Raw genomic sequence first — 15,951 nt, 5'->3', positions numbered from 1 at the left:
AGACTTTTTTATTCACACACATGATACCTAAAATTTTCTAAAAACAGGTATATAATACAAAAATTTCATTTGCATACAGGGATCTTAGGATTACCGTCTCTTTTTCTTCTTAGGAAACCAAAGTTGTAAATACTTTGACTAGCCAATTCAGTAATTTATCATTGCTAATTTGTACGGTCTTGAGTCGAATACCTTCAGGATAAATCATAACACGAGCAGGAAATGCTTCTTTCAATGCCATGATCTGCTCAGGTTTAACATTTGGTTTATCAATAAATGCTACTTCTATATAATTGGGCTGTTGAATCACAGAACGAATACCAATGGCCCTGGAGAAATTTTTAATTTTCACCACTTCAAGCAAATTTAATACACAACTAGGCGGTTCCCCAAAACGATCAATTAATTCATCCACAAGATCGGAAATATGTTTTTCATTTCTGCAGGCAGCAATCCGCTGGTATATTTCAATTTTATGCATGGCATCACTAATATAGTCGCCACTTATATAGGCATCTACATTAAATTCCAGCACAGGTTCAACAGGCGCTTCTAACGTCTGCCCTGTCTTTAACTGCTGTACGGCTTCATCCAGTAAACGGCAGTACATTTCAAAACCTACGCTTACAATATGTCCATGCTGCTGGGACCCTAACAAATTACCAGCTCCCCTGATTTCTAAATCACGCATAGCAATTTTAAAACCGGCTCCTAATTCTGCAAATTCTTTTATTGCCTGCAGCCGCTTTTCTGCAACCTCTGTCAGTACTTTATCCTGGCGGTAGGTAAAATAAGCAAAAGCCATACGATGGGATCGTCCTACCCGCCCTCGCATTTGATATAACTGAGACAAACCAAAATGATCAGCATCATATACAATAATCGTATTCGCATTTGGCACATCAAGACCATTTTCAATAATACTTGTACATAATAATACATCATCAGTACCTTCATAGAAATCAAGCATAGCTTGTTCTAACATTTCTTCCGGCATTTGTCCATGAGCTACACGAATTTTAGCATCGGGCAGCATCTCTGCTAAGCGGCGGTACATTTTATCAATGGTCTGTACTCGATTATAGACAAAGTATACCTGACCGCCTCGCTTTAATTCCCGCTTAATTGCATCACGCATCACTTCTTCATTGTATTCTACTACATAGCTTTGGACGGGGAATCGTTCTTCTGGCGGAGTCTCAATAATACTCATATCTCTTGCACCGACTAATGACATATGCAAGGTACGAGGAATGGGAGTCGCACTTAATGTCAATACATCAATCCCCGCACTCCATTTTTTTAATTTTTCTTTTTGTTTTACACCAAAGCGCTGTTCTTCATCGACAATCAGCAGTCCAATATTTTTAAATATAACATCTGATTGTAAAATACGATGGGTACCAATTAATACATCTACCTGTCCACTGGCTAGTGCCTCAACAGTAGCTCGCTGCTCTCTTGCATTCCTAAAGCGGCTAATTACATCTACTACTGGACCAAAGCCAGCAAAGCGAGCACTAATCGTCTGATAATGCTGCTGAGCTAACACAGTTGTCGGTACAAGTATCGCAACTTGTTTACCGCCCATGACAGCTTTATAAGCAGCGCGAATGGCCACCTCTGTTTTGCCAAATCCCACATCACCGCATAATAAACGATCCATAGGCTGGCTTTTTTCCATATCGCCCTTAATTTCGATAATAGCACTGAGCTGATCGGGTGTTTCCTCATAAGGAAAGGCATCCTCAAACTCTTTTTGCCAAGGCGTATCAGGATCAAAGGCAAAACCGGATGCAACCTTTCTTTGTGCATAGATCTCCAGTAATTCTTTCGCCATATCTGCTACTGCTTTTTCTGCTTTGCCCTTTGCCTTTAGCCAATCACTGCCACCCATTTTATTTAAACGAGGTGCATCACCTTCAGAACCAATGTACTTTTGCAGTAAATGTACCTGATCCGTAGGGACATAGAGTTTGTCTTCCCCCGCATAACGAATATGCAGATAATCCTTATGTACATTTCCTACAATCAGAGTTTCTACGCCTACATATTTGCCAATCCCATGATTGATATGTACTACATAATCGCCAATCTTGATATCACGAAAATAAGCGATTTGTTGACCTTTCCCTACTCTGGGGCGAGGTTTTTTCTTCTGGCGGCCCATAATATCTTTTTCTGCAATTACCAGCAGATGGGCTTGAGGCAGTTCAAAGCCTGCTGAGAGTAGTCCGACTGTTATTAATACAGTACCTTCGGTCAGAGTATGGATGACATCAGAAAAAACGGCAGGAATACCTTCCTCCGTCAAGGTATGTTGCAACGATACGGCCTTCTCTTGATTGGACATAAAAATGATAGGATAAGACTTATGCTCCTGGCAATTTTTTAATTCAGCAATCAGCATATCCATTTGACGATGAAAAGGAACAATACCTTTGGCTGTAATACTAATAATTTCATTAGGCTGGGTATAAGGAATCTTTTGCAGCATCAAGGAAATATATAACACATTGTAATGCACTGCCACCGTTACTATATCTGACCACATAAAGGTGCTTTTCTTAATCTCTGGATTTTCCTTCACTAGTTTGCCCATCTGTTCGCGGATGCGAGCAGTCTCGTCAAACACAATGGTTGAAATCGCTGGTAAATAAGATAAAAACACCGTTGGAGTTCCACTTTTTTCAATCTCAGATAAAGGAAGAATATCCACTTGCTCTACCGCGTGCATAGATCGCTGTGAGGCAAGATCAAACTCCCGCAGGGAATCCACCTCATCACCAAATAACTCTAAACGAATCGGGACTTTACTGCTGATGGGGAAAATATCAACAATACCGCCTCTGGCACTAAACTGACCGAGCCCCTCTACTTGATCCACCCGTTCGTAACCAAAACGTACCAGCGACTCCAGCAAGTCTTCACGTATCATTTCTGATCCGTTACTAATTGTAATGCGATTATTTTCAAAGTGTTCTCGGGGCAGTACTCTTTGCATTGCTGCCTCAGGCGTGGCTAAAACGATTATATTTTCCCCTCGGATCAGACGCCCCAAGATATCCATGCGCCGAGCTGCTAACTCAACACCTTTTGCAACCGCTGTAAATGTAATAATATCTAAAGCCGGCAGTTCGAGAACAAGGGTATTGGGAAGCAACGTGGCAAAATCTGCGCGCAGCTGTTCTACCGACTCATGATTACCAGTAACAATCACAGTAGGCTTAGGAGCAGACTGATACGCGGCTGCTAATAATGCACTTTTTTGCACACCTGTTACGCCATAGATTTGACTTTGACTCACAGTCAATTGCGAAACGGCAATAACCCGCTTCATTCCAGGATCTTGTTTCATAATTTCAAATAATTTGTTCATAGCACCTCTTCCTATTATAAGAAAGCATTTCATACTGTACAATTACGTGCATAGAAAAAACCGTTCGGAGTCTTAAAGTGAAAAGGTAAAAAGGGGCTTTAGCTGTTGCTAAAGCCCTGCATCATTACTTCATTATACTTCGAACCTTATTGATTTAATCCATTTTTTTAATGTAGAAAATTGATTTGCTGTTGAACCGCTTTTTTTTCATCAAGTCCTAAGGTCTCTATACACTTATCGCACAAGGAATGAACATGCATGGTATTTTCTTTCACATCAACTTTTATTATATCTTGACGCTCTTCAGCCGTCAAGCAATCAAAACCAAACTTAACTTCATCAACTTGATCTACTTCAATTACATCAATCGCAGCCCCACAATGGGCACAATTATAAAATATTTTCATAAAAGGGCTTCCTCCTTTTCGATAATGAGTCCGCATTGAGAAGAGGTGGTATTTCATCTTTAAGACGACAAACGGATTAAGGTAACATTCCACATTACATGTACACAACTTGCCACGAGTATGGCAATCCAAATACTGCTGCTTATGTATAGTCCCAAAAGAGTCAAACATCCAAATAGACTATGGCCGATAATACTGACTAATGCGGCCCATTTACCTCGTTTTCCATCGGCGGTATTATACCAGTCATAACCTGCTTCTAATATTCCAAATACCACGTGAGTCACTAAAATATCTGCAGCTAGATAATAAGAACAAAGGCTCTTCGTTACTTCTTCGACTACTGGACTATAGCTAATAACCGCTTTCATTCCCACATATTTTAATAATATCTTATTTAATAAAAAGCTCAGTGCCGCCATGAGACAACCAATTACATAAGCCATCTTTACCTCATTAGGTACAAACGTAATGAGCCTATTATTGCCACGATAAAAAGAATTTATACAAAATTAAAAGCTTTTGAACGTGTTAACGTCCTCCTTAAAGGACTTTTCTATGCTTAAAAAAATAGGCGGATAAAAATGTAGCATTTTTATCCGCCTATCTATATGAAATATATATTACAAGACAGGAACACTCGATTTCTAGCTGTTTTTTCGCAGCCAATCAATTGCTTCTTCTGCCCGGAATCCAATAATTCCCTGTTTAAACAACACATCTGCCATGAGAAAGCTGTCATCAAAAGGCTCCTCCATCATGTAAGGTAATGCCATGCAATACATAGAAGCACTTTTCGCCGCCTCCACTCCATGCAATGAATCCTCCATTACCAAACAATTTTCAAAGGGTACGCCCAGCCGTTTGGCGGCTTCCCAAAATACATCTGGCGCAGGTTTTCCTTTCGCCACCTCTTCTGCCGATAGGATTACATCAAAGTACGCTGCCAAATTCGTAATGGCTAATATCATGTCAATGATTTCTGGAGATGAACCGGAAGCAATAGCTAAAGGATAGTTATTTTCTTTTAGAAATTGTAAAAACCGATACATCTCAGGAAAAACAATCGTATTTTCTTTGGCAATCTCAAGATAATATTTATTCTTTTTGGCTACTAAAATATCGATCGACTCATTGAGCCCATATATCCCTTTGATATCCTCCATCATTTCTCGTGTTCCAATGCCAACATATTTCTTCTTCATTTCTTCACTCAATGCTTGTATCCCATATTCCCCCAATAACACATCATCTGCTTTGGAGTAATTAGGTTCACTGTCCACTAACGTTCCATCTAAATCAAAAATAACCGCTTTCACCTTATGATTTAAAACTTCACTATTTTTCTCCATTTTGTCACTCCTCTCTGCTATAAGAAAAGTATTCGCACTGATCGTATATTTTCCTCTATAAGAAAAACGATTACGCTCCGGCCATCACTAGATTGATCCTGCCAAAGTCGGTATCAATCGCCACTGCATAATTCGATTTCCCCCTTAAAGCAGCACCTCTCGTAACTCGTTGAGGATGTAAATCAAGATCGAGTCCCATGTTGGAAAGATTAATGCAAAAAAGACCATTGGTAACATTCAGAAATTCTCCTGCACTATCAATAGCCAGCTCATCCATTTCACAAATTTTTTCTCCACTATATCGGCATGCTATTTCCAATAATACGCTCTCTTCGGCAGTAAAACTGCTATGCAAAATGATGTCTCCCGTCATGCTTTGTGAAACAAACCATTGATTCGAATCATGTTCATAAGTAATTGCTGCCAGCAAAGGACTGGTATCTAAAAAGCGAACCATAGCTCGAAGAAAAAGTGATATGTAATCATAATACAATTCTACATTCTCATCATCTTGAGGAATTTTTAATTGAGTCCGAATCTGTTCTTTAAGATAGGATATATCGGACTGTTGATCTAAGCTGCCTTCTGCTTTGTACTCTTCTAAGACATTCTCCAGCTGTGCTAACGTCATGTAGCCTTTATCGACCAATGTCTGGCCAAAGTTGAGATGATCATTTTCTTGAGTATCTAGCAAAGTGATCAATTGCTCTTCTGACAAATAGCCTTCATCTAAGGCTATCTCACCAAATCGTTTATCAATCCGCTGTTGCAACCTGTGAATTTCCTCTACTTGCTCAGCAGTTAGAAAGCCTTGGTTAATGGCCAATACGCCTAATTTCACTTGTACTGCACGTCTATTTTCAAGAGCTTCCTGCACTTGACTTGGTGTTAACAATCCTTGATTTAATATATATTGAGCAAAAAATTGACTAAACATTTAGCTCTCCTTTCGAATGATGTCATTTACCGCTTTCACGATTTGACTACTATTGTACGGTTTCTGAATAAAATCAATTGCACCTAATTTAAGAGCCTCTAATAAATTGGCAGCAGTACCTGTTGAGGAAAGCATAATGATCCTTGCCTCACGATGTATTTCTTTAATCTTTTTCAAAGCATCAATTCCGCTGACTTTTGGCATCACAATATCCATAAATACTCCATCAGGACAAAATTGGCAGTATGCTTCTACCACTTCTTGTCCATCTTTAGCTTCAAATACTTGACAGCCTAGTTTTTCTAACTCTTCTCTTAGCTTTTTTCGTAATAATAAGGAATCATCACTAATTAGAATCTTTAATGGCTTCTGCAAAAAAATCCTCTCCTTATAAGAAAAACTCTGACGCGTACTAAAAAAAATAAAACCTTTTGAACCGCGAAGACGCGAAGGTTTTTGTGCTTCGGCACTACAGGGTTTCTACATTGCTAGGTCATGGAAAATCAACAGTGCATTTCCCCCATCAATCTTCCCAACATACTCGATTAAGCAAGCCTTTTAATTCTGTTTCTATTTCAGAATGTACCTGGGCAGCGCTTTGCAAATGGGTTTCGATTGGTGCGTTATCAGTTAAGGATATCACGATATCAGAAATCATTCTTTCAATCTCAGCAAGATTAAATTCAGCAGCAGCTTCTTCGATCACATCGACGCCTTTCACGTTCCAATCTTTTAAGCACGATAGTAAATACTCATTCATCACTGTCCCCTGACCAAGAACCATATTGCCATTTGGACTTACCAGTACTTGATTAAGAGTCATTCCAAGCTTGATCTCTGAAAGATGTAAATAACTCAATAGAATTCTCCTCCTAACACAAACGTCTTACTTATGACTGACAGGATTCACTTATGCAACTCTCGAACTAAAACAATTTTTGTATCTGTAATTAAAAGATAACACAAAAAATAACGTTAACTATTACTTTCAAGTTAACATTTTATTAATTTTATCAGTAAAACTTTATATTCTCTCTACTATAAGAAAATGTTTAACAAGCAGGAGATTGCTTGCTATGCTCGCAATGACGAACTACTGCTTCATCCTCCAGAAAATTATACCTTCTCTACGTACAAAAGAACCCGCATATTCGCGGGTTCTTAATTGTTTCAAATTTCTTTCTCTAATATAATCTTATAATTTCAGCACATATCCGCGAGCTCGCATTGCTTTTAACATTTCGGCTCGTTTTCCCAGTTTTTTGCGCACACGATAAATCAACACGTTGATTTCATCGATTCCTGCATCAGGAAGTGCACTTTTGCCAAGAATTCTTTCCGGCCATACTGCCGCCCTAATTTCATCATAGGTCACTACTGTATTGGCATGATCATATAGCAGCTTAAAGAAGCGCCATTCTTTTTCCGTCAAGCTAACCAGCTGCCCGTCAATATGGCATTCCCACTTAGCACACTCCACAGCAATTGAAGTATTCTTTCTCAAAGACATGGATTGGGTTTGACTTAAATCCATTGTTTCTTCATTCTTGGAAGCGCTGACAATTCGGATTGCCACGATACCCATAGACAAGCTGATTGTATCTCCTGTATGAAGAATATACTTTTCATAAGGAGTGATTGCTTTTCCATTTATCATTGTGCCATGCTTACTCCCTAAATCGCACAGTATTACATCATCTTCATTATGTACAATATAGCAATGCTTACGAGATATCAGCTGATTGGAAAAGCTCACATCTACTTGCTGATCAAGACTGGAGCGACCAAGGTACACTTCGCCGTTAAGAAGTTCGATGCGAGTGCCGGCTTCGTAAGGTTCTCCTCTTTCCACTATAAGACAAGCACGTAATTGCAAAACCAACCCTCCATAGTCACAGTCATTTATTTTACTATACTCTTTTAGTCCTGCTCTTTCAATACTAAAAATGACTCTTCTTGCTATAACTGACTACGATTGCATCTTACCGGGTCTGGCAACTACCGATTGCTATCGTGTAACCAAATTATATTTCCGGAGAATCCCTATCGTCACCTTTTTAGCGGCTGGACCTGCAAATTCTTCCTGGCTATCAAGATTAGTGGCAAATACATAAGGGTGTCCCTTTATAACAACAAAACCTACGAACCAACCTGTTGATAAGCCATCTTCAAGTCCTGAGCTTCCTGTCTTTCCATATAGTATGTACTCATCACCTTCCTGTTGAATCATGATCCGTTTAACGGTTTTCATTACGCCTTTATCAAAGGGAAGAGTTTCCCGATATAACCCTTCAAGAAAATCAATCTGCTCAAATGGAGAAATCTTCAATGAGCTACTGAGCCAGAACCGATCAATGCCCCCGCTAATGTCACGATTACCGTAGGAACACCGGTCCAGCCATTCCTGCATACGCCCTTCACCGATATCCCGAGCCATCTCTTGATAATACCAAACAACAGAATTTCTCATGCTAGAACCAAGAGTATGATCTTGATTCCAGTTATCTAATGTCCTTTTAGTGCCATCCCAATATTTAATCTCATATTCATCTTTAACGGCTTTTACCTGCAAACCAATTAATGAATTCATAATCTTAAAGGTGGAGTTTGGGGCTCTTTGCTCTTTGGCTCTCTCGTTGTTATAACTAAATATTTTTCCTGATTCTAAATCTTTGAGGACGAATGTTCCTTCACTCTTTGGAAAAAATTCATCTACGCTGATAGCAGCAACATCCAACGCCTCAGCTGGTTGTATTTTACTGGCACAAGAAGCTGCAACCGAACCTACCATAAAAAAGAGCATTATTAACATCACGATACTTTGTTTTTTCATTATTACCACCTCTTAATATTTTCTACTATTGTCCCTAATTATAATATTGTAAAATACCAAAAACAATAACAGCAAACTAACACATTCCTAACTTTAATCAAATAAAATGAAACAAGATTGTAATATAACAAACGAGATGTAACTACATCGTAAAAGCCGCTAATTCTTCCTTAAAAGGTAGATGATTAGCGGCTTTACAATTAATAAGAATATCCCATTCCTTTGGATCAATGAAAAACCATTGCACCATTTATGGATTACATCTTATTTCACTAAACTAAATTCATTCAAAATTATTTCGACCATTACCTGAATAACGCACTAGATGTGAAAATCCCTTTGCTTGAAATTTGAAGATGGTTAAGTTTTCATCAAATGTTTCAGGACAGGATTGAACTTTTGAAACTAAAAATTCTAAGCCATATTGGGAGAAGATAGTCCATAGCTGACAAGGAAGTTCTTCTAATTCCTTATATGTTGCTAAGAACTGCTCATGGTATTGCCCCTCAAAAAGCCTCTTTCTCCATAGACTGTCTTGACTAATTTCCATCGCTACATCTTCTAGATACTTCTCGTGAAATTTCTCTGCTATCGCAAATTGCATCCTATTATTTCCTACTTTCTTGTTCATAATGAATCCGACATTATGACAATTCTATCACGACTTCAAGCATTTAGCCATTGCTACGCTTTTTGCAGAATATAGAATGAACTTTTTGCTTATCATCCGATCATACTTACTGTGCAATAAAGTTAATACTTGACACCTATTGTTTACTTGGTATACTATTGCTATGTAAATAAAAAACTGTATTCTATAATAGCAAAGGAAGTAAGTAAATGCCTAACCAAAGTCAGTATGTACTGGAAACAATGTTGCGAATAATCCATAAGGCCTCCGAATTAATTATAGAACCACGAATTTTTGGGACCGAAGTTTTGTATGCATCTGAAATCCACATGATTGACATTATTGGTCGAAATCCGGGGATCCACGTTACAAAAATCGCCAATAAGCTAGGTATTACGAAGGGGGCCGTTCCTAAGATTATTTGCAAACTCTTACAAAAAGAACTGATCTATCGCTATCAAGCAAAGGACAATAAAAAAATGGTTCTCTTTACACTCACCCCAAAAGGCCATGCGTCTTTTCAAAGCCATATTGAATTTCACAAAAAACTAGATCAGGGCATTATTAAGAAGTTCAATTCATTACAAGAATCCGAATTACTTATGTTTCATGATATCATGCATGAAATCGAAGAGTACATTGATAGAATCGAAAAATAAAGACAATGTTAGCGAAATGTTTACCAGGTAAACATTTCGCTAACATTGCCTATTGCACTACTCTCCTTATAAAACAACTGCCCTCTCTTAAAAAATCCTACTATGATTGGCTCCAGTATATAAATCTCAATATTTTAGGAAAAGGTGATATTATGAAAGTTACTACAAAATTTATTAAATTTATGATCGTACTTTTGCTCGTACTTGGCGGGGTCGGCGCCTATTACTATTCACAACACGGTGAAGTATCAACAGACGATGCCGGTATTGACGGCCGCACAGTAGTATTAAGCCCGAAAGTACAAGGCTATGTGAAAACCTTGAATGTGCAAGACAATCAGTTAGTAAAGTCCGGCGATGTACTTTTGGAAATTGATCCTACTGATTATATTATCAAGCGGGACCGGGCTAAGGCTGCATTGGCTGCCGCTCAAGCAGCGGCTAATGCTTCTCATAGCAACTTGGAGACGGCTGCTATTTCTGCTCCCTCTAGCATTGATGCGGCAATCGCTCAGGTGTCATCTGCACAAGCAACTTGGGAAAAAACACTAGCCGATAGACAACGCATGGAAAGCTTATTCAGCTCTGGTGCCTGCTCTTCGCAACAGTTGGATCAAGCGGTCGCAACAGAAAAGTCAGCTCGCTCCACGTTGGATCAAATGCGCGCTGGTCTTCATTCAGCCAATACAGCACCTAGCGTGATCGCAGCAGCCAAAGGCACAAGTGAGCAATTAGAGGCACAAGTAAAACAGGCCGAAGTGGATCTTGCACAAGCTGAAAATGATCTGGCAAATACCAAAATTATAGCTCCTATCGATGGGCGTATTACAAACCGCAGTGTAGAAATCGGCAATTATGTGCAGGCAGGAAGCCAATTAGCTTCTTTAGTCGGCACAGACTTATGGGTTGTTGCCAATTTCAAAGAAACACAGTTAGAACATATGCAGCCTGGACAATCCGTTGATATCAAGATTGACGCCTTCCCTAATGTGAAGCTGCACGGTAAGGTAGACAGCATCCAAGCTGGTACAGGCTCCCATTTTTCTCTTTTCCCGGCTGAGAATGCTACCGGGAACTTTGTTAAAATCGTACAGCGCGTTCCCGTAAAAATCGTGTTTGACAACTTGCCAGATAGCATTCATCTAGGTCCTGGCATGTCGGTAATACCAACGGTTCACACAGCAAACGCAGGATATCGTCATGAGTGACGATACACTAAGACCCGTAAACCCTCTTTTGATATCAATCGCCGTTAGTCTTGCCGCCTTCATGGAAGTACTGGATACAACGATTGCCAATGTTGCACTTTCTCACATTTCCGGCTCACTGGGCGCCAGTTCAGAGGAAAGCACCTGGGTGCTTACCTCCTACCTGGTAGCCAACGGCATTATTCTACCCCTATCCGGCTGGTTATCCGCCCTGATGGGACGCAAGAACTTTTTCATCTTCTGTATTTTAGGATTTACTCTTACCTCTTTTCTATGCGGTATTGCCACTTCGCTGCCTATGCTAATTGTATTTCGATTATTGCAGGGTTTAACAGGTGGCGGCTTGCAGCCTAGCCAGCAGGCCATCATCAAAGACAGTTTTCCCGCGGAAAAGCTGGGAATGGCCTTTGCCATTACAGGAATAACAACAGTATTAGCTCCCATATTGGGACCAACGCTAGGCGGTCTCATCACGGATAACTTTAGCTGGCGCTGGATTTTTTTTATGAACGTGCCTGTCGGCCTGTTGGCGGCCTTTCTCGTCAATAGCTTGGTTGTAGACCCACCCAGTGCACAAAAACAAAAAGTCGATTCTATCGACTATATTGGCCTCAGCCTAATTGCCCTTGGTCTCGGAGCCCTGCAAATCGTTCTAGATAAAGGACAACAGGAAGATTGGTTTGACAGCTCCTTTATCATAATCTTTGCGATCATTGCCGCTGTCGGTCTTATTCTAGCTGTTTTTTGGATATTACGGCAGAAAAACCCGGTAGTTGAGCTAAAGCTCTTTGCCATTCCCAGTTTTAGTTTACCCTGCATTATGATTTTCTTTGTTGGTTTTGCTCTTTACTCAAGCGCCATGTTATTACCTATGCTGGTGCAAACAAGCTTCGGTTATGACGCGACACTATCCGGCTTGGTACTTTCACCAGGCGGGATCGCCACCTTGTTTATGATGCCCATTGTTGGTAAACTGGTAAATAAAATTCAGGCAAAGTATCTCATTTCTTTTGGCATGCTGCTAAGCGCCGTTGGCATGTGGGCAACTGGGCTCGTAACACCGCAAACGGGTTACGGCACCTTTGTCCTTGTACGTGCCCTGCAAACAGTCGGTATTCCCTTTCTATTTATACCTGCCAGTACCCTCGCCTTCTCGAAAATTTCTCCAGAAAGCAGCAGTAATGCCTCAGCAATTGTTTCTTTAATGCGTAATTTAGGAGGCAGCATTGGCATTGCGCTGGTAACGAACAAACTCATACACAGCCAGCAGATCGAACAAGCACATCTGGTACAGCATCTGACCACTGCTGATCCTGGTTATCAAAGCGCAATTGCAAACTACACTCAATCAATTATGAACTTGGGTGTGCCAGCCGTTCAGGCGTCCACCATGGCAATAGCCAAAATCTATCAGGAGCTTATCCAGCAAGCCAATATTCTCGCTTACAGAGATGCTTATAACTTCGTTGCCATTATATTGGTGGTTCTAGCTGTTGTTGCTCTGTTCATGCCAAGCAACGCACTGCAGAAAAAAAGTGCTCCGATTGCATCACATTAGAGCAATTCTAACTTAAATATTCTGATTCTACAAAGAAAAGAATGGGCATTACTCTTTTGCGAGTAATACCCATTCTTTCTTATATTTCTATGTTCAGAGCAATTTCATCACAGTTGGGAAACTTAGTACAGTTAATGCATTCTTTCCAGACCTTATGAGGCAATTGATCTTTTGATAATTCGTTAAAACCCTGTTTTATAAAAAATCCAGGCTGATAGGTCAAGGTAAAGATCGTCTTTATCTCTAAGGTTTTTGCTTCTTCAATTAGTGCCTGTACAATGCTGCGACCAATGCCTGATTTCGTGACATGAGGTGCGATTGCCATTGCTCTAATTTCCGCAAGCGCATCCCACACTAAATGCAGCGCCCCCATGCCAACAACTTCTCCATTATCTTCTGCCAAAACAAAGTCCCGCAGGCATTCATACAGCATATTACGCGAACGCCCTAACATTAATCCTTGTTCAGCATAAGCGTTAATTAATGTGTACATGGTTTCTACATCTTTGAATGTAGCTTTACGATAAAGCACTTATACCACTCCCTTAACGTATAATTATACATTATACATTAATAAAAATGCTTTCACAATCCATTTATCTGACTCTACTACCTTGGTTTGCTTCCTATTCTTCTCCAGGTGCTTTTTTTATGCCTAAAAACATATAATTACTACCTTCAAAAATTTTATAGAAAAGGAGGGGTTTCTATGGAGAAAAAAGACAAATGTCTAAGTTCCTTTCCTGAATGGGTAAAAGCCAGAGTGAATCTAGCACTGAACCATAAACATAGTTGTATTTGCAATTGGTATCTTGAAGAATTCATCGATCATAACAACTATGACAACTGTTTGTTCAAAGCATGGTATTTGACAACCACCAGTCTGATTAGTCTTTGCTTAACCTTTGATCAAATCAATATGATTGAGTATTTCAAAAAGGATATTATAAAAATCGAAACGGTATTGAATGTACTTGAAGATAAATGCACTCATAAAGAAATAGTGTGTACTTACAGCATTAAAATGCTGTGTATAAACGGAGATATCATCAAGCTAAATGAACCGGAGGTAAAAAGAGCGGATCATAAAAATTTATATATGGAATTTATTGAAGCTTTTAAGCAAAACTTTTGACTTTGTTATTTTAAAAATCTATAATAAGTATTTCTAACTTATTTTCATTACAAAAAACTAAGCCGATTTCAAAGAATTTAAGCTTGCCTCTTAAAACCTACTTAACTGGTAAAGACCCAACATACAGTTTCTTACTGTCTATTGGGTCTTTCTTAACTCTTTCAGTCCTATATTCGTCATCTGTATTAGCAAACTTGCAACTATACATTTAGACTGTGGACAAGCCAACATCATATCTATGTCCTCAGTTAAGAAAATAGGATGAATCATCCAAAGAAGGAAATATACAATTTATGAACGATATCTACTACCCATAAGGAAACAATCGTGAACACAATTCCAAAACCACCTAAGGTCCATGCGATAAAACCTGCCGATATTCTCAGCAGGTTACTATAAAAGTCTTTTGTTAATTGATTGTTATCTTACAGTTTTCAGTAGTGTTAACTCAGTCTCTTGCTTAAATAATCGAGTGTTTAAAGTCTCTATACTGGCACTTAAGGTAGTAATGTCTTCTCTAGTTGCTGTCCGTGCTACATCTTGAGATAAGGCAGAGATAAACCTTGCATTTTCTGCGAGTCTACTATCAATATTATCTAAACTATTTTCAATGGTATCTAATCTTTGTGTTATTTGAGATTGACCCTCAAATAACTTAGCTTGACCTTCAAATAGCTTAACTTGTCCATCAAATAGCTTATTTTGTCCATCTGATAACCTCTTCAATTCCTTAGTTGTTTCTAATTGACCTTCTAGTAACTGCTGCAGAATCTTTTCCATAGGTGCACACCTCCGATCATATCATTAATTTATTGTATCACTTAAATCTATAAATATCTAGCAGCTTCTTAACAAGCAGGAGATTGCTTCGCTATGACCTTCGGGAAGACGAACAATTCATCATGTTACTTACCTTTATCTAAAAAAAGTGATCGAAAAAAAACATGCCTGGGTTGACCTATCCAGGCATGTTTTCTATCTGTATTTATGATTTCATTTATATTCTAGCACCAAGCCCACCCCAACCTCTTCAACAGTTGCGGCTTTTGCTAAACCTATTTTGGAACGCAGATCGGTACAATGGCATGTATGGATAGCATGAGGCTGGCACTTTTTAAAATATTCAACAGTATTGCCCAGCCTTCTTTGGGAGGGATTTAATAGATGGAACCCGCCAACTACATCATATATTCGTTCTTCATTACATACTTTTTTAGCATATTCGATAATATTGCAAATCCCCGCATGGGAGCACCCCGTAATGATCACCAACCCATTATCGGATATATATGCTAACGCAGAATCATCAAGTACATAATCATCTTCCCAAGTACCGCCCCGCAACACTTTGCCAATTGGATCTCCTATCTCAAAAGAATGATTTCGTTCAATTTCTCCCAAAAATACAATTTTAGGAGTGAGCCATATAGGTTCTTTACTAAGTTGTAATGAAAAAGTTCTCTTGAATTGATTGTTAGATAACATTGGTCCAATATCAAGCCCATCTACATTTCTCTCTAAGAACGCGTCAGGATGAGCGATTATTGTAGGTTTCTTGCACCCATATCCTTCACTTGCAGCCTCAGAATAAAGCTTAACTAATTCGCCTAGCCCCCATGTATGGTCGTTATGACCATGTGAAATAACGATTCCATCTAATGCTAATAGATTAATACCCATTTTAGTGGCGTTTCGCAGGAATAGATCTGAATATCCAGTATCAAACAAGTATTTCTCATCATCACACTCGATAAAATAGGATACTCCGGGTTCAGCATAAAAATATCTATCAATGATAGTATTATTATCAACTAAGACTGTTAGTTTCACATTAGCCCTCCATATTTACTCA

The 15,951-nt window shown here is 39.1% G+C and carries 17 protein-coding genes; 4 read left to right on the top strand and 13 right to left on the bottom strand.

The annotated features are described in order from the left end of the window. Window positions 1–109: 109 nt before the first annotated feature. The 10 genes from mfd to LMF89_RS15720 form a co-directional block, all read right to left on the bottom strand. Window positions 110–3,379, bottom strand: coding sequence for a transcription-repair coupling factor (gene mfd / locus LMF89_RS15765; protein WP_229535927.1), 3,270 nt, complete (start codon window positions 3,377–3,379; stop codon window positions 110–112). Window positions 3,380–3,546: 167 nt separating this feature from the next. After that, window positions 3,547–3,786, bottom strand: coding sequence for an anti-sigma-F factor Fin (locus LMF89_RS15760; RefSeq protein WP_229535926.1), 240 nt, complete (start codon window positions 3,784–3,786; stop codon window positions 3,547–3,549). A gap of 59 nt (window positions 3,787–3,845) precedes the next feature. Next, on the bottom strand, window positions 3,846–4,232 hold the full coding sequence (locus LMF89_RS15755) for a hypothetical protein (RefSeq protein WP_007956236.1): 387 nt from the start codon (window positions 4,230–4,232) through the stop codon (window positions 3,846–3,848). A 201-nt stretch (window positions 4,233–4,433) separates the two neighbouring features. Then, window positions 4,434–5,138 carry an HAD family hydrolase gene (locus LMF89_RS15750; protein WP_229535925.1) on the bottom strand — a complete coding sequence of 235 codons (705 nt, stop codon included), beginning with the start codon at window positions 5,136–5,138 and terminating at the stop codon, window positions 4,434–4,436. A 70-nt stretch (window positions 5,139–5,208) separates the two neighbouring features. After that, window positions 5,209–6,075, bottom strand: coding sequence for a cyclic di-GMP-binding domain-containing protein, MshE-related (locus tag LMF89_RS15745; protein ID WP_229535924.1), 867 nt, complete (start codon window positions 6,073–6,075; stop codon window positions 5,209–5,211). Continuing rightward, window positions 6,076–6,450 carry a response regulator gene (locus LMF89_RS15740; RefSeq protein ID WP_229535923.1) on the bottom strand — a complete coding sequence of 125 codons (375 nt, stop codon included), beginning with the start codon at window positions 6,448–6,450 and terminating at the stop codon, window positions 6,076–6,078. 148 nt (window positions 6,451–6,598) lie between these two features. Next, a complete protein-coding gene (locus LMF89_RS15735; protein WP_229535922.1) occupies window positions 6,599–6,934 on the bottom strand; it encodes a hypothetical protein in 336 nt (111 codons plus the stop codon). A 336-nt stretch (window positions 6,935–7,270) separates the two neighbouring features. Next, entirely contained in the window at window positions 7,271–7,951 is a 681-nt protein-coding gene (locus LMF89_RS15730; RefSeq protein ID WP_229535921.1) for an FHA domain-containing protein, read from the bottom strand. A gap of 132 nt (window positions 7,952–8,083) precedes the next feature. Next, window positions 8,084–8,908, bottom strand: coding sequence for a class D beta-lactamase (gene blaOXA, locus LMF89_RS15725; RefSeq protein WP_229535920.1), 825 nt, complete (start codon window positions 8,906–8,908; stop codon window positions 8,084–8,086). 283 nt (window positions 8,909–9,191) lie between these two features. Then, on the bottom strand, window positions 9,192–9,512 hold the full coding sequence (locus LMF89_RS15720) for a hypothetical protein (protein ID WP_229535919.1): 321 nt from the start codon (window positions 9,510–9,512) through the stop codon (window positions 9,192–9,194). A gap of 236 nt (window positions 9,513–9,748) precedes the next feature. Here LMF89_RS15720 and LMF89_RS15715 point away from each other — a divergent pair, with 236 nt between their 5' ends. From LMF89_RS15715 to LMF89_RS15705, 3 genes are all read left to right on the top strand, one after another. Further along, window positions 9,749–10,198 carry a MarR family transcriptional regulator gene (locus LMF89_RS15715; RefSeq protein ID WP_229535918.1) on the top strand — a complete coding sequence of 150 codons (450 nt, stop codon included), beginning with the start codon at window positions 9,749–9,751 and terminating at the stop codon, window positions 10,196–10,198. Between the two features lie 152 nt (window positions 10,199–10,350). Continuing rightward, window positions 10,351–11,406: an HlyD family secretion protein gene (locus LMF89_RS15710; RefSeq protein ID WP_229535917.1), complete on the top strand. Its 1,056-nt coding sequence runs from the start codon at window positions 10,351–10,353 to the stop codon at window positions 11,404–11,406. Then, window positions 11,399–12,964, top strand: coding sequence for a DHA2 family efflux MFS transporter permease subunit (locus LMF89_RS15705; protein WP_229535916.1), 1,566 nt, complete (start codon window positions 11,399–11,401; stop codon window positions 12,962–12,964). Before LMF89_RS15710 ends, LMF89_RS15705 begins: the two co-directional genes overlap by 8 nt. A gap of 79 nt (window positions 12,965–13,043) precedes the next feature. On the opposite strand, the gene LMF89_RS15700 is transcribed toward LMF89_RS15705, so the two are convergent. Next, the gene (locus LMF89_RS15700) at window positions 13,044–13,496 is read right to left on the bottom strand and encodes an N-acetyltransferase (protein WP_007956278.1); all 453 of its coding nucleotides are present in this window, start codon (window positions 13,494–13,496) and stop codon (window positions 13,044–13,046) included. A 177-nt stretch (window positions 13,497–13,673) separates the two neighbouring features. On the opposite strand from LMF89_RS15700, the gene LMF89_RS15695 reads away from it, so the two are divergent. Beyond that, complete coding sequence (locus LMF89_RS15695) at window positions 13,674–14,099, top strand: hypothetical protein (protein ID WP_229535915.1); 426 nt, start codon at window positions 13,674–13,676, stop codon at window positions 14,097–14,099. Window positions 14,100–14,519: 420 nt separating this feature from the next. On the opposite strand, the gene LMF89_RS15690 is transcribed toward LMF89_RS15695, so the two are convergent. Next, on the bottom strand, window positions 14,520–14,879 hold the full coding sequence (locus tag LMF89_RS15690) for a hypothetical protein (protein WP_229535914.1): 360 nt from the start codon (window positions 14,877–14,879) through the stop codon (window positions 14,520–14,522). A 213-nt stretch (window positions 14,880–15,092) separates the two neighbouring features. Next, window positions 15,093–15,929, bottom strand: a complete 837-nt coding sequence (locus LMF89_RS15685; protein ID WP_229535913.1) for an MBL fold metallo-hydrolase — start codon at window positions 15,927–15,929, stop codon at window positions 15,093–15,095. Window positions 15,930–15,951: the final 22 nt, after the last annotated feature.

The sequence above is a fragment of the Pelosinus baikalensis genome (assembly GCF_020819555.1).
GTDB lineage: Bacteria > Bacillota > Negativicutes > DSM-13327 > DSM-13327 > Pelosinus > Pelosinus baikalensis.
Note: the sequence above shows the minus strand (reverse complement) of the source record. Positions and strands in the feature narration are given on the sequence as shown.

Coding starts and splice junctions, on each gene's coding strand:
- mfd (WP_229535927.1), bottom strand. CDS start 3,379: ATGAACAAATTATTTGAAATTATGAAACAAGATCCTGGAATGAAGCGG.
- LMF89_RS15760 (WP_229535926.1), bottom strand. CDS start 3,786: ATGAAAATATTTTATAATTGTGCCCATTGTGGGGCTGCGATTGATGTA.
- LMF89_RS15755 (WP_007956236.1), bottom strand. CDS start 4,232: ATGGCTTATGTAATTGGTTGTCTCATGGCGGCACTGAGCTTTTTATTA.
- LMF89_RS15750 (WP_229535925.1), bottom strand. CDS start 5,138: ATGGAGAAAAATAGTGAAGTTTTAAATCATAAGGTGAAAGCGGTTATT.
- LMF89_RS15745 (WP_229535924.1), bottom strand. CDS start 6,075: ATGTTTAGTCAATTTTTTGCTCAATATATATTAAATCAAGGATTGTTA.
- blaOXA (WP_229535920.1), bottom strand. CDS start 8,908: ATGAAAAAACAAAGTATCGTGATGTTAATAATGCTCTTTTTTATGGTA.
- LMF89_RS15720 (WP_229535919.1), bottom strand. CDS start 9,512: ATGCAATTTGCGATAGCAGAGAAATTTCACGAGAAGTATCTAGAAGAT.
- LMF89_RS15715 (WP_229535918.1), top strand. CDS start 9,749: ATGCCTAACCAAAGTCAGTATGTACTGGAAACAATGTTGCGAATAATC.
- LMF89_RS15710 (WP_229535917.1), top strand. CDS start 10,351: ATGAAAGTTACTACAAAATTTATTAAATTTATGATCGTACTTTTGCTC.
- LMF89_RS15705 (WP_229535916.1), top strand. CDS start 11,399: ATGAGTGACGATACACTAAGACCCGTAAACCCTCTTTTGATATCAATC.
- LMF89_RS15695 (WP_229535915.1), top strand. CDS start 13,674: ATGGAGAAAAAAGACAAATGTCTAAGTTCCTTTCCTGAATGGGTAAAA.
- LMF89_RS15690 (WP_229535914.1), bottom strand. CDS start 14,879: ATGGAAAAGATTCTGCAGCAGTTACTAGAAGGTCAATTAGAAACAACT.